General features: G+C 61.9%; 18 protein-coding genes. 8 read left to right on the top strand and 10 right to left on the bottom strand.

Annotated elements, in window-relative coordinates; all coding sequences use genetic code 11:
• Positions 1-175: 175 nt before the first annotated feature.
• The 5 genes from Q0349_RS06680 (at position 176) to Q0349_RS06660 (ending at position 4569) form a co-directional block, all read left to right on the top strand.
• On the top strand, positions 176-547 hold the full coding sequence (locus tag Q0349_RS06680) for a DUF6394 family protein (protein WP_298080100.1): 372 nt from the start codon (positions 176-178) through the stop codon (positions 545-547).
• Positions 547-2247 (top strand): NAD-binding protein, encoded by a 1701-nt coding sequence (locus Q0349_RS06675; RefSeq protein ID WP_298080099.1) that lies wholly within the window; start codon positions 547-549, stop codon positions 2245-2247. The genes Q0349_RS06680 and Q0349_RS06675 overlap by 1 nt, the downstream gene beginning before the upstream one ends.
• Complete coding sequence (locus Q0349_RS06670; protein ID WP_298080098.1) at positions 2244-2987, top strand: alpha/beta hydrolase; 744 nt, start codon at positions 2244-2246, stop codon at positions 2985-2987. Before Q0349_RS06675 ends, Q0349_RS06670 begins: the two co-directional genes overlap by 4 nt.
• 84 nt (positions 2988-3071) lie before the next feature.
• A complete protein-coding gene (gene pfkB / locus Q0349_RS06665) occupies positions 3072-4025 on the top strand; it encodes a 1-phosphofructokinase (protein ID WP_298080097.1) in 954 nt (317 codons plus the stop codon).
• Positions 4026-4092: 67 nt separating this feature from the next.
• Complete coding sequence (locus Q0349_RS06660) at positions 4093-4569, top strand: YbhB/YbcL family Raf kinase inhibitor-like protein (protein WP_298080096.1); 477 nt, start codon at positions 4093-4095, stop codon at positions 4567-4569.
• Positions 4570-4677: 108 nt separating this feature from the next.
• Here Q0349_RS06660 and Q0349_RS06655 read toward each other — a convergent pair whose 3' ends face one another.
• From Q0349_RS06655 to Q0349_RS06610, 10 genes are read right to left on the bottom strand one after another with little or no spacing between them, the layout of a single operon-like run.
• Positions 4678-4926 carry a type B 50S ribosomal protein L31 gene (locus Q0349_RS06655; protein WP_298080095.1) on the bottom strand — a complete coding sequence of 83 codons (249 nt, stop codon included), beginning with the start codon at positions 4924-4926 and terminating at the stop codon, positions 4678-4680.
• A gap of 48 nt (positions 4927-4974) precedes the next feature.
• Positions 4975-5595 carry a lipoyl(octanoyl) transferase LipB gene (gene lipB / locus Q0349_RS06650; RefSeq protein WP_298080094.1) on the bottom strand — a complete coding sequence of 207 codons (621 nt, stop codon included), beginning with the start codon at positions 5593-5595 and terminating at the stop codon, positions 4975-4977.
• Positions 5595-6725, bottom strand: coding sequence for a D-alanyl-D-alanine carboxypeptidase family protein (locus Q0349_RS06645; RefSeq protein WP_298080093.1), 1131 nt, complete (start codon positions 6723-6725; stop codon positions 5595-5597). Before Q0349_RS06645 ends, lipB begins: the two co-directional genes overlap by 1 nt.
• Before the next feature lie 19 nt (positions 6726-6744).
• Positions 6745-7413: a septal ring lytic transglycosylase RlpA family protein gene (locus tag Q0349_RS06640; protein ID WP_298080092.1), complete on the bottom strand. Its 669-nt coding sequence runs from the start codon at positions 7411-7413 to the stop codon at positions 6745-6747.
• Positions 7413-8417: a lytic murein transglycosylase B gene (gene mltB / locus Q0349_RS06635; protein WP_298080091.1), complete on the bottom strand. Its 1005-nt coding sequence runs from the start codon at positions 8415-8417 to the stop codon at positions 7413-7415. Before mltB ends, Q0349_RS06640 begins: the two co-directional genes overlap by 1 nt.
• Positions 8414-9544, bottom strand: coding sequence for a rod shape-determining protein RodA (gene rodA / locus Q0349_RS06630; protein WP_366916287.1), 1131 nt, complete (start codon positions 9542-9544; stop codon positions 8414-8416). The genes mltB and rodA overlap by 4 nt, the downstream gene beginning before the upstream one ends.
• Positions 9537-11426, bottom strand: coding sequence for a penicillin-binding protein 2 (mrdA, locus tag Q0349_RS06625; RefSeq protein WP_298080089.1), 1890 nt, complete (start codon positions 11424-11426; stop codon positions 9537-9539). Before mrdA ends, rodA begins: the two co-directional genes overlap by 8 nt.
• Positions 11423-11908 (bottom strand): rod shape-determining protein MreD, encoded by a 486-nt coding sequence (locus tag Q0349_RS06620; RefSeq protein WP_298080088.1) that lies wholly within the window; start codon positions 11906-11908, stop codon positions 11423-11425. The genes mrdA and Q0349_RS06620 overlap by 4 nt, the downstream gene beginning before the upstream one ends.
• Positions 11895-12869, bottom strand: coding sequence for a rod shape-determining protein MreC (gene mreC, locus Q0349_RS06615; RefSeq protein WP_298080087.1), 975 nt, complete (start codon positions 12867-12869; stop codon positions 11895-11897). Before mreC ends, Q0349_RS06620 begins: the two co-directional genes overlap by 14 nt.
• 10 nt (positions 12870-12879) lie before the next feature.
• Positions 12880-13929 (bottom strand): rod shape-determining protein, encoded by a 1050-nt coding sequence (locus Q0349_RS06610; RefSeq protein ID WP_298080101.1) that lies wholly within the window; start codon positions 13927-13929, stop codon positions 12880-12882.
• Positions 13930-14032: 103 nt separating this feature from the next.
• Here Q0349_RS06610 and gatC point away from each other — a divergent pair, with 103 nt between their 5' ends.
• From gatC to Q0349_RS06595, 3 genes are all read left to right on the top strand, one after another.
• Positions 14033-14323 (top strand): Asp-tRNA(Asn)/Glu-tRNA(Gln) amidotransferase subunit GatC, encoded by a 291-nt coding sequence (gene gatC, locus Q0349_RS06605; RefSeq protein WP_298080086.1) that lies wholly within the window; start codon positions 14033-14035, stop codon positions 14321-14323.
• A gap of 2 nt (positions 14324-14325) precedes the next feature.
• Positions 14326-15780 (top strand): Asp-tRNA(Asn)/Glu-tRNA(Gln) amidotransferase subunit GatA, encoded by a 1455-nt coding sequence (gene gatA, locus Q0349_RS06600; RefSeq protein ID WP_298080085.1) that lies wholly within the window; start codon positions 14326-14328, stop codon positions 15778-15780.
• Between the two features lie 67 nt (positions 15781-15847).
• The gene (locus Q0349_RS06595) at positions 15848-16816 is read left to right on the top strand and encodes a membrane dipeptidase (protein ID WP_298080084.1); all 969 of its coding nucleotides are present in this window, start codon (positions 15848-15850) and stop codon (positions 16814-16816) included.
• The last annotated feature ends 134 nt before the right edge of the window (positions 16817-16950 follow it).

Below are 16950 nucleotides of genomic sequence, written 5' to 3'. Positions count from 1 at the left end.
GGGGAGGGGGTAGAGGCTTTCATGCTACCACCGTTGCCTGTTCAGCAAACCTATAACATACACCTTCCCCGCTACCCTGTATGTAAATCCCCGCCCGCCAGACCGGGGATAATTTGAAAACCGCCAGACGGCTCGCGTTAAAATAGCCACCGATTTTTAACCTTACGGAGCATCCATGCGCAGCGAACGTGTCTGGTTCGGCTTTTTCGTCCTCCTCGCCCTAACCCTCAATTTCGGCTTTGTCTATGGCGACATCAGCAACCCCGAACACCACGACAAACTCGAACTCTTCTTCACCTTCATCGTCAGCATCGTCTGCACCATCCTCAAATTCGGCGACCGCTCGCACCTCGGCTCGCTGATGCTGGCGACCAGCCTCGTTGCCGACGTGCAACTGCTCGGCGCCGTCTTCGCCTGGACCTTCAGCGTCTCCCTGCTCGAAGCCAGCACGATGGCGACCATCGTCTCCTTCACCGCAGGCGCGCTCGTCGCCAACCTCGTCTCGGTCACACTCGTCGTCATCGAAGCCGCAACGCTGCGCCGCTGATGAACGAAGTCGTTTACCTCATCCTGCGGCAAATGCGCCGCCCGGCACTCATCCTGCTGGGGACGTATTCGCTCGCCATCCTCGGCATCACCCTCATCCCGGCGATCGCTTCCGACGGCGAACTCACCTACCTCACCCTCTTTCAGGCCTTCTACTGGGTCAGCTACACCGCCACCACCATCGGCTACGGAGAACTGCCGTACGAATTTTCCGAATGGCAGCGGATGTGGGTCGTCGTCAGCATCTACTACACCGTCCCCGCCTGGTTTTACGCCATCGGGAAAGTCATCGCCCTCTTGCAAGACCCCACCTTCCAGCACGCCTTGAGCGAAAGCCGCTTCGCCCGGCAAGTCGCCAAACAGCGGCGCCGCTTCTGCATCATCTGCGGCTTCGGCGAATCCGGGCAACGCCTTGTCCGCCTGCTGCTCAATTCCGGCTACCAGTGCGTCGTCATCGACAACGACCCGGTGCGCATCAACAAAATGGCGCTCGACCCCAGCCTGCACGGCGTGCTTGCCATCACCGGCGACGCCTACAGCGTGGAGCTGCTGTTGAAAGCGGGCGTGCAATCGCCGCATTGCCGCGCCGTCATCGCCATCACCGACTCCGAAGCGGTGAACATCAAAGTCTCGCTCGCCGCCCGCCTCCTGACCTCCGACCAGACCCGCTTCCAGATCATCTGCCGCACCTACACCCGCGCCGGCAGCGCCAACGCCAAATCCTTCAACACCGACGCCACCATCAACACCAACCAAATCTTTGCCCTGCGCCTGACCACCGCGCTGCGCCGCCCCGCCATCGCCGAACTCATCGCCCGCCTGCAAGGCGCACCGGGCGAACCCTACCAGCCGCCGCCGCAACCGCCGATGGGACACTGGATTATCTGCGGCAACGACGCCCTCGGCAAAACCCTGAAACGCTTCCTCGACTACGAAGGCGTGGACTGCACCATCATCGACCCCGACCTGCCCACCGCGCCCGGACAAGTGCGCGGCATCGGCACCGAAGCCGTCACCCTGCGTGAAGCGCGCATCGACCGCGCCCAGGCCATCGTTGCCGCCTACAAATCCGACCCGGACAACCTCTCCATCGCCGTCACTGCCAAAACCATGCACCCCTCGCTCTTCGTCGTCGGCAAACAAAACCACAGCTCCGACCAGCGCCTCTTCGCCGTCGCCGGGTTTGACCGCGTCATGGCCGAAGCCGACCTCATCGTCAGCGAAGTCTATCCGCGCATCGCGCAGAACCTGTTGAGCCGCTTCATGAAAGTCCTCTGGCACCAAAACGAGGCGTGGGGACAAAAACTGCTGCAACGCATCGAAACCCTGAGCGGCGACTACAACCCGCGCCACCACATCCTCAAAGTGGACAAACAGCGCGCCCCCGCCATCATCAACGAACTGCAAAGCGGCCGCCTGCTGCGCCTGCAAAGCCTGTGGATGCTGCCGGACAAACCCGAAACCGCCAACGACGCCATCCCGCTGCTCATCCTGCGCAACCAGCAACAAATCATCCTGCCCAGCGCCGCCACCTCGCTGCAAGAAGGCGACCAGGTGCTCATCATCTACCACGACCCCGCCATCGGCAGCCGCATCCGCCGCGCCGCGCGCGACGAAAACGAGCTCTACTACGCCACCCACGGCCGCGACAAACCGCTGGCCTACCTCACCAACTACCTGCTGAAAAAACTCGACCTATGATCCACTACCAAACCTACGGCCACGCCGACAGCCAGCCCGTCATCCTCCTCCACAGCGGCGGCATGGCGGGCGAAGAATGGCAACCACAAATCGCTCCGCTCGAAAAACGCTACCGCCTGCTCATCCCCGACCTGCCCGGCCACGGCAAAAGCCCGCTCACCAGCGAACGCCTCACCATCAGCCACATGGCGGACAGTATCCTTGAAATGATGGACGCCGAAGGCGTACAAAGCGCCAACCTCTGCGGCTCCAGCATGGGCGGCGCGGTCGCCCTCTGGCTCACCCTGAAACACCCCGAGCGCGTCAAACGCCTCGTCCTCTACCGCATCAGCTACCGCAGCAACATCGACATCCACAAACAAGTCTATGCAATGGGCGACCCCGCCTACTGGGAAAACTTCGGCCTCGCCGCCTGGCTCTCCAAACTGCACAGCCCGCAAGGCGGCGCGGATGCGTGGAAACACGTCATCGCCCGCGTCGGCGACGCCCTGCACGCAGACAGTAGCGAACACAAACACCGCCTCGAAGACCTCGCGCGCATCCGTTGTCCAGTACTCATCATCACCGGCGACCGCGACCCCGTCGCCCCGCTGGCAGACGCGCTGGAAATGTACCGCACCATCCCCGACGCAGGCCTCTGGATCATCCCGCACGCCGGCCACATCACCGCCAGCAACACCTGGCGCGCCCCGGCATTCGCCGAAGAACTGCGCCGCTTCTACAGCCGCCCGGAAAAATAACCCCGCCTGCGTGGCCAAACCGTATAATGCGCGCAACTTTTTACTAAAACCGTTTCAAACCCCAAACCCAATACAGGAGACCCAATGGAAGTCATCACCATCACCGCCAACCCCGCGATCGACATGACCATCCACGTCGATGGCTGGCAACGCGACGCCGTCAACCGCGCCCAGGCCGTGGACATTACCGTCGGCGGCAAAGGCCTGACCGTGGCCATCAACCTCGCCGACGCCGGCATCAGCACCAGCGCCACCGGCTTCATGGGCGCAGAAAACGAAGAACGCTTCGTCCGCACCTTCAAACAGCACGGCGTCATCGACCACTGCATCCGCGTCCCCGGCGAAACCCGCACCTGCGTCAAAATCGTCGATGGCAGCAACGGCGAAACCACCGACATCAACCCCGCCGGTCTCTTCGTTCCCGAAGAATACCAACAACAACTGTGGGACTACATCGACCAGCACGTCGGCGTCGCGCGCGTACTGATGATGGGCGGCAGCCTGCCTGCGGGCATCGACAAAGACCTCTATGCCCGCATCGTCGCCAAATACAGCGGCAAATTTGAATACATCGTCGTCGATAGCAGCGGCAAGGCGCTGACCGAAACCATGAGCGCGGACGTACTGCCCGACATGATCAAACCGAACATCCACGAACTGCAAGAAATGTGCGGGCGCGAACTGCCGACCGACACCGACATCATCCGCGAAGCGCGCGGCTTTATTGAACGCGGCATGAAAATCGTCGTCGTCTCCATGGGCGGCCAGGGCGCATGGTTTATCACCAAAAACGAAGCCGTACACGCCAAACCGCCGCGCGTGCGCGTTGCCAGCACCGTCGGCGCAGGCGACGCCATGGTCGCCGGTACCATCCGCGGCCTGCTGCTGGGACGCGACATGGCCGAAATGGCACGCACCGCCACCGCCTACAGCGCCTCCAACATTGAACACGTCGGCACCTACCTGCCGAGCCAACAACGCATCGAACAACTCAAAGGCTGGGTCGTCATCACCCGCGAAGGCGAAGAACGCAAATAACCTCGCCGCCATCCTGCCCACAACGCCAGCACCGTCTGGCGTTTTCCATATCCAACCGGAGAAAACCATGACAACCTTCACCCTCACCTCTCCCGCCTTCCGCGACGGCGACACCCTGCCGCTGGCACAAGTCCACACCGACGCGGGCGGCGCGAACCAGTCGCCCGAACTGCACTGGACGAACCCGCCCGCCGGAACCAAAAGTTTCGCCCTTTCCTGCTACGACCCGGACGCCCCGACCGGCTCCGGCTTCTGGCACTGGTACATCATCAACCTGCCCGCCGCGCTGCACAGCCTCCCCGCCAATGCCGCCGCGCAACTGCCTGCTGGCGCGCGCCACGCCCGTAACGACTACGGCGACTACAACTATGGCGGCGCCTGCCCGCCGCCCGGCCACGGCGCACACCGCTACATCTTCACCATCCACGCCCTTGACTGCGACCACCTTGAGCTGCCCGCAGACGTGACCACCGCCCGTGTCGGCTTCAACGTCTGGGCGCACAGCCTCGGCAGCGCCAGCCTCACCGGCACCTTTGGCCGCTGACAGAGTCGCCCCCATTTTGGAACATCACCGGATTTTGCGCACATTCGACTGCTGCAGAAACTCAAAGAAAAAGCCCGCGTGTGCGGGCTTTTTTGCATCCAAGCGCAATCAGCTTTTTTTGCCGTATTTGCGTTTGAAGCGGTCAACGCGGCCGGCAGTATCGACGATGTTTTGTTTGCCGGTGTAGAACGGGTGGGATTGGCTGCTGATATCAACGCGCACCAGCGGGTATTCTTTGCCGTCTTTCCAAGTGATAGTTTCTTTGGTTTCGACGGTAGATTTGGTGAGGATGGCGAAATCAGCACCGTTGTCCTGGAAGACGACCGGGCGGTAGTTCGGGTGGATGTCTTTTTTCATGAGAGGGCTCCTAAGATTCTGTTACGGGTATGAAAAAACTGCGCGATGTTACAGGCTGGACGCTGTTTTTGCAAGCCATTCCCGCTGGAAGCGGGCAGCGAGCGCGTTGCCTGCCGCATCTGTTTCATGCGGCACGCCAAGGTCGCGCAGTTGGGTCATCTGCATACCGACGAGGCCGCAGGGGTTGATGCGCGTGAAGGGTTCGAGGTTCATGTCCACGTTGAGCGCAACGCCGTGGTAGGTGCAGCCGTGGCGCACGCGCAGACCGAGCGAGGCGATTTTTTTGCCGTCAACGTAAACGCCCGGTGCGTCGGCGCGCGATTGGGCGCTGATGCCCTGCTCTTGCAGGTAGCCGATGACGGTTTTTTCGATGAGGCTCACCAGTTCGCGGATGCCAATATTGGCGCGGCGGATGTCCAGCAGCAGGTACATGATGGTCTGGCCGGGGCCGTGGTAGGTGATTTGCCCGCCACGGTCTATCTGGATGACGGGGATGTCGCCCGGTGCGAGCAGATGTTCGGGTTTGCCCGCCTGTCCCTGGGTGTACACGGGCGGGTGTTGTACCAGCCAGATTTGGTCTTCGCTCGCCGCATCGCGGCTGGCGGTGTAGTCGCGCATCGCGTCCCAGGTTTCCTGGTAAGGACGCAGGCCGAGGGTTTGGACGCGCATCAGAAGAGCAGTTTGATGCTGTGCCACATCCGTTTGAAGAAGCCGGCTTCTTCGACGGGTTCGGCGGCGACGGCGGGCAGGGTGGCGTAGATTTTGTCGCCGATACGCACGCGGATGGTGCCGATTTCTTGTCCTTCGCTGATGGGGGCAATGAGCGGGTTTTGGATGTCGAGCGCGGCGACGGCTTTGCTGCGTTCGCCGAGTGGCAGCAGCAGTTTGACTTCGCGCTGCGGGCGCACGTTGACTTCGTTGGTTTTGCCTTTGTACACCGGCACGGCGGAGAGTTTTTGTCCGGCTTGCAGGACGACGGCTTCTTCAAATTGGGCGAAGCCGTAGTTGAACAGTGCCTGCGAGGCGTCGTAGCGGTCGCTTTCTTTGTCAGCGCCGAGGACGACGGCGATGAAGCGGATGTCGCCGCGTTTTTCGGAGCTGGCGAGGCAGTAGCCCGCTTCTTTGGTGTGTCCGGTTTTCAGACCGTCTATGCTGGCGTTGCGCCACAGCAGGCGGTTGCGGTTGTCCTGTTTGATTTTGTTGTAGGTGTAGCTTTTTTGGCCGTAGTAGTGGTAGTACTGCGGATGGTCGTTGATGATGTGGCGCGAGAGGGTGGCGATGTCGTGCGCGGTGGTGTAGTTCTGCGGGTCGGGCAGGCCGGTCGGGTTGGTGTAGTGGGTGTCTTTCATGCCCAGTTCGACCGCCTTGCGGTTCATCATCGCGGTGAAGCCTTCTGCCGAGCCGCCGAGGTATTCGGCCAGCGCCATCGCCGCGTCGTTGCCCGACTGGACGATGAGCCCCTGCAACAGGTCTTCGACGCGCACTTGTTTGTTCACTTCGATGAACATCCGCGAGCCTTCTTGTTTGTAGGCGTTCTGGCTGACGGTAATCGGGGTGTCCATGGTCAGTTTGCCGGAATCCAGCGCTTCGACGACGAGGTAGGAGGTCATCAGTTTGGTGATGCTGGCAGGCGGCAGTTTTTCGTTGGCGTTTTTGTCGGCAAGGGTCTGTCCGGTCGCCGCGTCCATCAGGATGTAGCTTTTGACGGGCAGTTCGGGCGCGGTCTGGGCAAAGACAACGCCGCTGTAAACAGCGGCGATGAGGAGGATGATCAGGCGGGGGATGTGTGTGTGAGTCATCACGGTTCCTGGTGTTTTCCTAGTGCAGGGCGCGGATTTGTACTTGCGCGACTCCGGCGTTTAGTGTGCCCAGTTCCTGGGCGGCGGCACGCGACAGGTCAAGGACGCGGTTGCCGTGGAAGGGTCCCCGATCGTTGATGCGGACGACGACTTTGCGGCCATTGGAGAGGTTGGTCACTTCTACTTGTGTGCCGAGCGGCAGTTCTTTGTGCGCTGCCGTCATTTCGTTCATGTCGTAGGTTTCGCCGTTCGCGGTTTTGCGGCCGTGGAAGGGGTTGCCGTACCAGGAGGCCGGGCCTTGTTGTTCAAAGCCCTTGCTGTCCGCCAGGGTCTGGTAACGTTTGCCGAGGACGGTGTAGCTGTAGCTTTTGCGTCCGCTGCTTTTAGTGTAAACGTCGCCTTCTTTGTTGAGGGCGTCGCCCTTGGCATTGTAATCAACCAGTTTGCGCAGGTTGGGCCGGTCGTAGGCGATGTCGCGGAAGGCTTTTTTGTCGTCTTCGGCGAGCAGTGCCTTGTTTTTGGCTTCTTGCAATGCCTCGGTTTTTTGTGGATGGGTAAAATCGATCACTTTAACGATATTCACCTGCTGTTCTGTGGTCGGCGCGCTGCCGGTTTTGTCCACCACGGTTTCGGCGTGGGCAATTCCGGTGACGGCGATACTCAGTGCCAGAAGTTGTTTTACGTTCATTAGTTGTGTTTGCTCTCTCGTTTGTGTCTGATTCGGTCGGCCAGATCGCCAACCGCCATGGCATAAAGCGGGGACGCATTATAGCGGGTGATCACGTAGAAATTGTTATAGGTTATCCACCAGGATTTTTGTTGTTCTGTCTCGTCAACAACAAGGCTTCCGACCGCTTCGTCGGCATTATCACCGATTTCTTTTGTTAATTCTACGTCATTTTTCAGGCGCTCGTCTTGTAGTAAGGCGCCGATTTTGTAGCCGGGTTTGTAGTTTTTGCCGAAGTCGGGGATGTTGGGTTCGAGCGGCAGGCGGTATTTGTAATGGCCGCCTTTTTGCCAGCCACGGATTTGCAGGTAGTTGGCGATGCTGCCGATGGCGTCGTCGGCGCTGTGCCAGAGGTCTATGTGGCCGTCGCCGTCGTAATCGACGGCGTCGTTGTAGTAGCTGCCCGGCATGAATTGTGCCATGCCCATCGCCCCCGCGTAGGAGCCTTTGATGGCGAGCGGGTTTTTGTTTTCGCGTTTGGCGAGACGGAGGAAGTAGTCGGTTTGTTCGCAGAAAAAGGGTGCGCGTGGCGGGTAATCTATACATAAGGTAAGGAGCGACTGCCACACGGGTGTCGTTCCGGTCATTTTGCCGTAACGGGTTTCGACGCCGAGGATGGCGACGATTATCGCCGGGTCAACGCCGTACTGTGCTTCTGCCCGTGCGAGCGCTGCTTCGTGCTCTTGCCAGAAGGCGACGCCGCCGTCGGTGCGCGCCTGGTCTTCAAAGATTTTGCGGTATTCGTACCAGGGTTTGGTTTTTTCCGCCGGGCGGCTGATTTTTTCGAGGACGCCGTCGTCGCGCGAGACAGCGAGCAGCAGGGATTGCAGGTAGTCGCCGTCGTAGCCGTCGCGCGTGGCGAGCTCTTGCATCATTTTGACGGCGGCGGGGTTGTCGCCGTAGGTTTCGGCGGTGGCGTTCAGGCTAATGGCAAGGGCGAGGCAGGCGGGCCAGCGTAGGGTCATAGGTGTTCCTCGTTTTTGTTTTCGCGGAAGCCGCCCGCGAGGTTCATCGCGAGCGCAAAGCCCGCCATCAGCGACAGGATGGAGCTGCCGCCGTAGCTGATCATCGCCAGCGGCAGGCCGACTACCGGCAGGATGCCGCTGACCATGCCGATGTTGACGAAGATGTTGATAAAGAGGGTGAGCAGGATGCTGGCGACCATGATGCGGGCGAAGCGGTCGGAGAGGTGGAGCGAGAGGTAGAGGCCGCGCGCGATGATGAGGCCGTAGCAGACGAGGAGGATGCCAACGCCGATGAGACCGGTTTCTTCAGCGATGACGGCGAAGATGAAGTCGGTGCTGGATTCGGGCAGGAATTCGAGTTGCGACTGGGTGCCCTGCATATAGCCTTTGCCGAAGAGGCCGCCGGAGCCGATGGCGATTTTGGACTGGATGATGTGGTAGCCGTTACCGAAGGGGTCGGCTTCGGGGTTGAACAGCGTCAGCACGCGGTCGCGCTGGTAGTCCTTGATGCCGAACATCCAGAACAGCGGCAGGGCGACGGCGGCGAGCGCACCGCCCAGGAGCATAATCCAGCGCGGCATTCCTGCGAGGAAGAGGGTGATGAAGCCGGAAGCGCTGACCAAGAGGGCGGTGCCGAGGTCGGGTTCCATCAGGATGAGGATGGCGGGGACGGCGATGATGGCGAGGGCGAGGAGGACGCTGCCGATGCCCGGCACGGCAACGCGCACGGTAACGAGCCAGGCGACCATCAGCGGAATGGTGAGTTTTGCCAGTTCGGATGGCTGGATGCGGGCGATGCCGATGTTGAGCCAGCGCTGCGCGCCGCCCGCCTTGCTGCCGAGCAGCAGCACGAGGATGAGGAGGACGATGGTGAGCCAGTAGGCGGGGGCGGTGAGGCGGCGGATGTAGCGCGGTGGCACGGCGACGATGGCGAGCAATACGCCGATGGCGGCAGCGAAGCGCAGCGTTTGCCGCATCAGGATGCCTTCTTCGGCGCTGCCCGCGCTGCGCAGGATGAGCAGGCTGCCGCCCATCAGCGTCAAGAGACCGAGCAGCATCGGGATGTCGATGCGGCGCAGCCATTCGCCCACCCTTTGCCAGACGGTTTTTTTGCGCACGTCATGCATCAGCAACATGGTTCATTCCCTGCAAATAGTAGTCGGAGATTTGCCGCACCAAGGGTGCTGCGGTGGAGCTGCCGCCGCCGCCGCGTTCAACCACCATGCTGATGGCGAGTTTGGGCTTGTCGGCGGGGGCGAAGGCGATGAACATCGCGTTGTCCTGTTCTTCCGCGCCCAGTTCGTGTGCGTGCACGCGGCGCTCGGTCTTGAAGGAGACGACTTGCACCGTGCCGGATTTGCCCGCCATGCGGTAGGTGAGGCCGCGCGAGATGTTGCGCGCGGTGCCGTAGGCGCTGTGGATGACGTTCACCATGTCCTGCCGCACCGTGTTCCAGATGCCGGGTTCGTACACGGCGACTTTGCCGGTATCCAATGGCACCGGCGGGGCGATGTGGCTGGCACTTTCCGGGTCGTAGATTTTGCGCAGCAGGCGCGGCGTGAACTCGCTGCCGTCGCGGGCGATGAGCGCGGTCATGTAGGCGAGTTGCAGCGGGGTGGTGGTGAAGAAGCCCTGACCGATGCTGCAGTTGATGGTGTCGCCGATGTACCACTGCGTTTTGAAGCGCTTCATTTTCCACTCGCGCGTCGGCACCACGCCGCTGCCTTCGTCCGGCATATCAATCCCGGTCGGGATGCCGAGGCGGAAATGGCTGGCGAACTCGGCGATGCGCTCAATGCCGAGCTGGTAGCCGAGGTGGTAGTAATAGACGTCGCAGGATTGCGCCATGGCGCGGTCGGCATTGACCGAGCCGTGGCCGTGGCGGTTCCAGCAGTGGAAGCGCCGCGCCGCGCCAGGGACGCGGAAATAGCCGGGGCAATTGACGCGGGTGTAGGGGGTGAAGACGCGGTAGTGGTAGCCGGCGAGGCTCATAAACGGCTTGATGACCGAGCCGGGCGAGTAGCGGCCTTTCAGCGCGCGGTCGTACATCGGCCCGTGCGGGTCTTCGAGCAGCCGCTTGTACTGGCGCTGGCTGATGCCGCGCGCAAAGAGGTTGGCATCGAAACCGGGCTTGCTCACCATCGCCAGCACCTCGCCCGTCTGCGGGTCAATCAGCACCGAGGAGCCGCGATAGTCGCCCAGCGCGCGGTAAATGAACGCCTGCAATTCGATGTCGAGACTTAAATAGATGTCCTGCCCGCGCACCGCCGGTTGCTCGTGCATCAGGCGGACGATATTGCCGTTGGCATCCGTCTCCACCTGCTGATAGCCGGGCTTGCCGCGCAGCCGTTCCTCATATTGCTGCTCGATGCCGGAGCGGCCAATGTATTGCAGGCCGCGATAATCATCCGGGTTGAGCGTTTCCAAATCCTCTTCGCTGATGCGGTTGGTATAGCCGATGACGTGCGCCGCCAGCTCGCCGTAAGGGTAATAGCGCTCGTAATATTCCTCGACCGACACCCCTGGCAGGCGGTACAACTGCACCGCGAGGCGGTAATAATCCTGCTCGCTGATGGACGCCTTCAGCACCGCCGATTCATAGCGGCGCGTCTGCTTGTACAGGCGGAAAAAGCGCTCGCGTTCCTCTGGCAGGAGCGGCAGGATTTCATCGACCGCATCGACCGTCTCGCGCACATTCACCGTCTGCGACGGGCTGATGATGACGCGGTAGCGCAGAATGTTCTCCGTCAGCGCCCTGCCCTTGCGGTCATAAATCGTGCCGCGCTCCGGCACAATCGCCTTGAGGCGCATCCGGTTACTCTGCGAGCGGGTGCGGTAATAGTCATAGCGCAGCACCTGCAAATAGCCCATGCGCACAAACAGGCCAAAAAATCCGGCAAAGACCAGCGCGGCGGAAAGAAAAATGCGGCGGGAAAAGGACTGTTGCAGCTTCGCCTCGATGTCGCCCTGCTCGCCTTCGCTCAACGGGTCGGCGCGCCAGCGTTTCATCGCAATTCTCCGAGAATGCGTTGCGCGCTACGGTCGGCAAACCAGCGCACCAGCGGCAACAGCAACAGCGACAACAACCCGCCCCAGAGCCAGCCGGGCGGCGCGGGTACGCCCTGCCACAAATAAAAGAGCAGACAGCGCAGCACCTGCAAGGCGAACGCGAGCAGGCACAACACCATCACGCTGACGACCGGCGCAGCCATGCGCCAGATGCCGGGGAAGGGCGAAACCATCAGCGCGCCGAGCGCATAAAACAGCGCATGAAAACCAAACGGGCTGGCGGAAGCGACATCCATCAACAGACTGACCGGCAACAACCAGCGCCACAGCGGCAACTGCGGCACAAAGAGAAACAAATAAAGCGCCGCCACCATCACCACATCGGGCAGGACGAACCACGGCGCATAAAAATCCGCGCCGACCATCAGCGCCCACAACAACAAAAACAGCCCGCCGAGCGGCGACGTATTACGCATCCGCATGAGGATTCTCCGCCGCTACTGCCGCTTTCGCCGCATCATCCGCCGGCTCTGCGGCTGCCTCAGGCTCCGGTTTGGGCGGCACCGGCGGGCCGACCGGCACCACCGCCTGCGGCGTATAGGCAATATGGCGCTGGTCAAGCAGCAACACTTCCAGCATGGACTGCAAATGGGCGAGCGGACGCAAGCGCACCGTCATTGATGCCGCGCGGGTATCGCGCTCAATCGCGGTCACTTCCGCCACCGGATAACCGCGCGGGAAAATGCCGCCGAGACCGGAGCTGACAAGGCGGTCGCCGACCTGAATATCACTGTCGGCGCGCAGCGCGGGCATTTCCAGGGTGCCGTAGCCATTGCTGCCGAACACCAGCGTGCGCTGCTGCGTGCGCGCGACATACACCGGGACGCGGCTACGGGTATCGGTAATCAGCATGACGCGCGACTCGTGCGCAAACACCTCCACCACCTGCCCGACCAAACCGTAGGGGTCAATTACCGCCTGATTGACGTACACCCCGTCGCGTTCGCCCTTGTTAATCGTCACCGACTCGCGGTAGCCGTCAATCGCGGTATCACTCAACTCGGCAATCAGCACGGGGTCGGTTACGTTCAAAAGCGAATCCATCAACATCCGCAGACGGCGGTTCTCCGCCTGAAAATGACCGAGCAACTGCACCTGCGCGCGCAACTCCTGATTCTCCTGCTGCTGTTGCAAGAGCAGCGCGTGCTCGTCCTGCCGTTCAGAAAACACCTGCCAGCCGTGTTGCGACCATTGAAGCGGCGTATGCAGCGCGGTACGCACCGGCGCATAGACGCCATCGTGCAACCAGCCATAAGGCAACGCCAGCCAACGGGTGCGCTGCGCCACCAGCAACAACACCATGGCGCACACCAACACCAGCAGCACGGGACGCAGGCGCAACTGCGGCGGCGCCTGCGATTCCGGCACAGAATAAAAAATCATGCGTTGCCGGTCAGGACATCAAGAACGATGCCACACCACGTTGATCGAGCAATTCCAGCACCTTGCCGCCGCCACGCGCGACGCAAGTCAGCGGGTCTTCGGCGATAATCACCTTGAGCCGCGTTTCCTCCATGAGCAGACGATCCAAATCGCGCAACAGCGCGCCGCCACCGGTCAGCACAATGCCACGGTCGGCGACATCCGCCGCCAGCTCCGGCGGGGTCAATTCCAGCGCCTGCTTGATGGCGCGGACAATACCGCCAAGCGGCTCCTGCAACGCTTCCAGCACCTCGTTCGAGTTAATGCTGAAACTGCGCGGCGCGCCTTCCTGCTGGTTGGTGCCGCGCACCTCCAGCTCGCGGATTTCCGACGACGGATAAGCGCAGCCGATTTCCTTCTTGATGCGCTCGGCGGTCGGCACCCCAATAACAATGCCGAAATTGCGGCGCACATAATCAATAATGGCGCTATCGAAGCGGTCGCCGCCAATACGGACAGAAGTGGAATAGACAATACCGTTCAGCGAAATCACCGCGACTTCCGAAGTGCCGCCGCCAATATCGACCACCATGGAGCCGTAAGCCTCATCGACCGGAATCCCGGCACCAATCGCAGCCGCCATCGGCTCCTGAATCAAAAACACCTCGCGCCCGCCCGCGCCTTCGGCGGCATCACGAATCGCGCGCTTCTCGACTTGGGTCGCACCGGACGGCACACACACCAAAATGCGCGGCGCCGGACGAAAACCGCCCTTTCTGCGGTGGGCGCGGTGAATAAAATGCTTGAGCATCATCGAGGTAATCTTGAAATCGGCGATGACGCCATCCTGCAACGGCCGTACCGTCGTCAAATTGCCCGGCGTGCGCCCCAGCATCTGTTTCGCCTGCGAACCATAAGCGACAATCTTCTTCCGCCCGTCCTGCGGATCCTCCGCGATGGCAACCACCGAAGGCTCGTCCAGAACCAGCCCCTCGCCACGCACATAAATCAGCGTGTTGGCAGTACCCAAGTCAATCGACAAATCGCTGGAAAACATCCCGCGGAACAAATTAAAACCCATATAAAAGCCTCTGTTTGCAAAAACATTTCCACCGGAAACGGTGCAATTCAAAGCGCGATATGATACCTTTCCGCGCGTTTTTTTGAAGGAATTTTTAACCGCCATGAGCCAACTGGACCCCGCCACCGTCGCCAAAACCGCGCACCTCGCCCAACTCGAAATCGAAGGCGAAGAACTCACCCGCCTCGCCGCCGAACTCGGCCAAATCTTTGACCTCTTCAGCGCCATCAATACCCCGGAAATCAGTGCCACCCCGCCGCTGTCGCACCCGTTGGGCGACACCCAGCGCCTGCGCCCGGACATTGCCGTCGCGCGCGACATGATGCCAAGCATCGAAGAAAACGCGCCGCGCGCCGAAGACCGCTTCATCACCGTCCCCAAAGTCATCGAATGACCATGCACCACGACAGCCTCAAAACCCTCGCCGCCCGCCTCGCCGCGCGGGAAATCTCCGCCCGCGAACTCTGCGAACACACCCTCGCCCGCATCACGCAGCACAACCCGGCACTCAACGCCTACATTACCGAAACCTTCGACCACGCCCGCGCCGCCGCCGACGCCAGCGACGCCCGCCGCAGCAAAGACGCAGCGCTCTCGCCGCTGGACGGCATCCCGATGGCGCACAAAGACATCTTCTGCACCCACGGCATCCGCACCACCGCCGGCTCCAAAATGCTCGAACACTTCATCCCCTCCTACGACGCGGGCATCGTCGAAAACCTCGCCGCCGCCGGTGCGGTGATGACCGGCAAAGTGTCGATGGACGAATTTGCGATGGGCTCCTCGAACGAACGCAGCGCCTTTGGCGCGGTGAAAAACCCGTGGCACGCCGAACACGTCCCCGGCGGATCTTCCGGTGCCTCCGCTGCCGTCGTCGCTGCCCGCCTCGTCCCCTACACCACCGGCTCCGACACCGGCGGCTCCATCCGCCAGCCCGCCGCCTGGTGCGGCATCACCGGCATCAAACCCACCTACGGCACCCTCTCGCGCTGGGGCATGATTGCCTACGCCTCCAGCCTCGACCAGGCGGGCGCCTTTGCCGCGCGCGCCGAAGACCTTGCACTAATCCTGAACGGCATGGCCGGACACGACCCGCGCGACTCCACCAGCAGCGCGCAAACCCGCACCACCTTCGATGGCGAACTGAACCAGCCGCTCAACGGCATCCGCATCGGCCTGCCGCGCAACTACTTCCGCGACCTCAACCCGGCGATGGCCGACACCATCCACGCCGCCGCCGCCCTTTACGAAAAACTGGGCGCGACACTGGTGGACATCGATCTCGCCTACAGCGAAGCGGCAATCGCCACCTACTACATCATCGCCTCGGCGGAAGCCTCCTCGAACCTCTCGCGCTACGATGGCGTGCGCTACGGCCACCGCAGCGCGCAGGCAAAAAACCTGCAAGAAATGTACCGCAAGAGCCGCAGCGAAGCCTTCGGCGACGAAGTCAAACGGCGCATCCTCATCGGCACCTACGCCCTCTCCGCCGGCTACTACGACGCCTACTACGAACAGGCGCGCCGCGCTCGCCACGCCATCCTGAACGGTTACAAGGCCGCCTTTAACGCGGTGGACGTCATCCTCTGCCCGACCACACCGACCCCCGCCTTCAAAATCGGCAGCCAAATCGACGACCCGGTAGCGATGTTTTTGGGCGACCTCTACACCGTCTCGGTGAATCTTGCAGGCCTGCCCGGCCTCAGCCACCCGGCGGGCTTCATCGACGGCCTGCCCGCCGGCTGCCAGCTGATCGGCCCGCACTTCAGCGAACCGCGCCTGCTCAACCTCGCGCACCAGTACCAGCAGGAGAGCGACTACCACCTGCAAATCCCGGCGGCTTACGCCTGAGCCGCGCCACACACCCGCGAGCGGTAACACCGCTCGCGCTTTGTTTCTGCCCCACCGGAAAACTCCCATGCAAAACTTCTGGTATGCCGACGCGCACAGCTGCCTGCCGCTGCACGGCGACACCGACATCAACCAGCTCCGCCTGCACTACGACGCGGGCGTGCGCTACCTCTCCATCAACGTCGGCATGGACATGAACCCGCTCGCGCAAATCATGACCACCATTGCCGGTTACCGCCGCCAAATCGCGGCAAGCGACTGGCTGGCGCTGGCTGAAACCGCCGCCGACATCCCGCGCATCGCCGGTGAAAACCGCCTTGCCGTCAGCTTTGACCTCGAAGGCGCACTGCCGCTGCTCGAAACCCCGGACATGGTCGCGCTCTACCACCGCCTTGGCGTGCGCCAAATCCACCTCGCCTACAACCGCCGCAACAGCGTCGCCGCTGGCGCGCACGACGATGGCGGCCTGACCCCGCTCGGCGAACGCATGGTGGACGCCATCCACGCCACGGGCATCCTCATGGATCTGAGCCACAGCAACGAACAAACCGCGCTCGACATCTGCGCCTACAGCGGCGACCGCCCGGTGCTGTTCAGCCACGCCAACCCGCGTGCGCTGGTCGCACACGGGCGCAACATCACCGACCGCGCCATCCGCGCCTGTGCCGCGACCGGCGGCCTGATTGCGCTCAACGGCGTCGGCAGCTTCATCGGCGACCCCGACCTCAAACCTGCCTCGCTCGTGCCGCACATCGACTACATCGTGCAAATGGTCGGCATTGAGCACACCGCCATCGGCCTGGACTACTGCTACGACGACGGCGTGCCGGACATCCCCGCCGAGGTGAACCGCCAATACTGGTGGCCGCCGGAGGCAGGCTACGACCCGCAAAAAGGACTCAGCGGCAAATACGTCAGCCCCGCCGGACTGGACGACATCCGCGACGGTCTCGCCCGCCGTGGCTACCGCGACGCAGACATCCAGGCAATCATGCGCGACAACCTGCTGCGGTTGATAGAAAAGGTGTGGAAATAAAAAAATCGGCCTGCGGGCCGATTTTTTAGGACCTGTTCAAAATCCCGGTTATCCACATGAATTTGAATTGCTACGCCGAATATCCCCCTCCCCTGCAGGGCGCACAGCGCCCGCAGCGGGGGAGGGTCGGGGAG

This window comes from uncultured Cardiobacterium sp. (genome assembly GCF_938028185.1).
Classification (GTDB): Bacteria; Pseudomonadota; Gammaproteobacteria; order Cardiobacteriales; family Cardiobacteriaceae; genus Cardiobacterium.
This window is presented reverse-complemented; position numbering and strand designations above follow the sequence as displayed.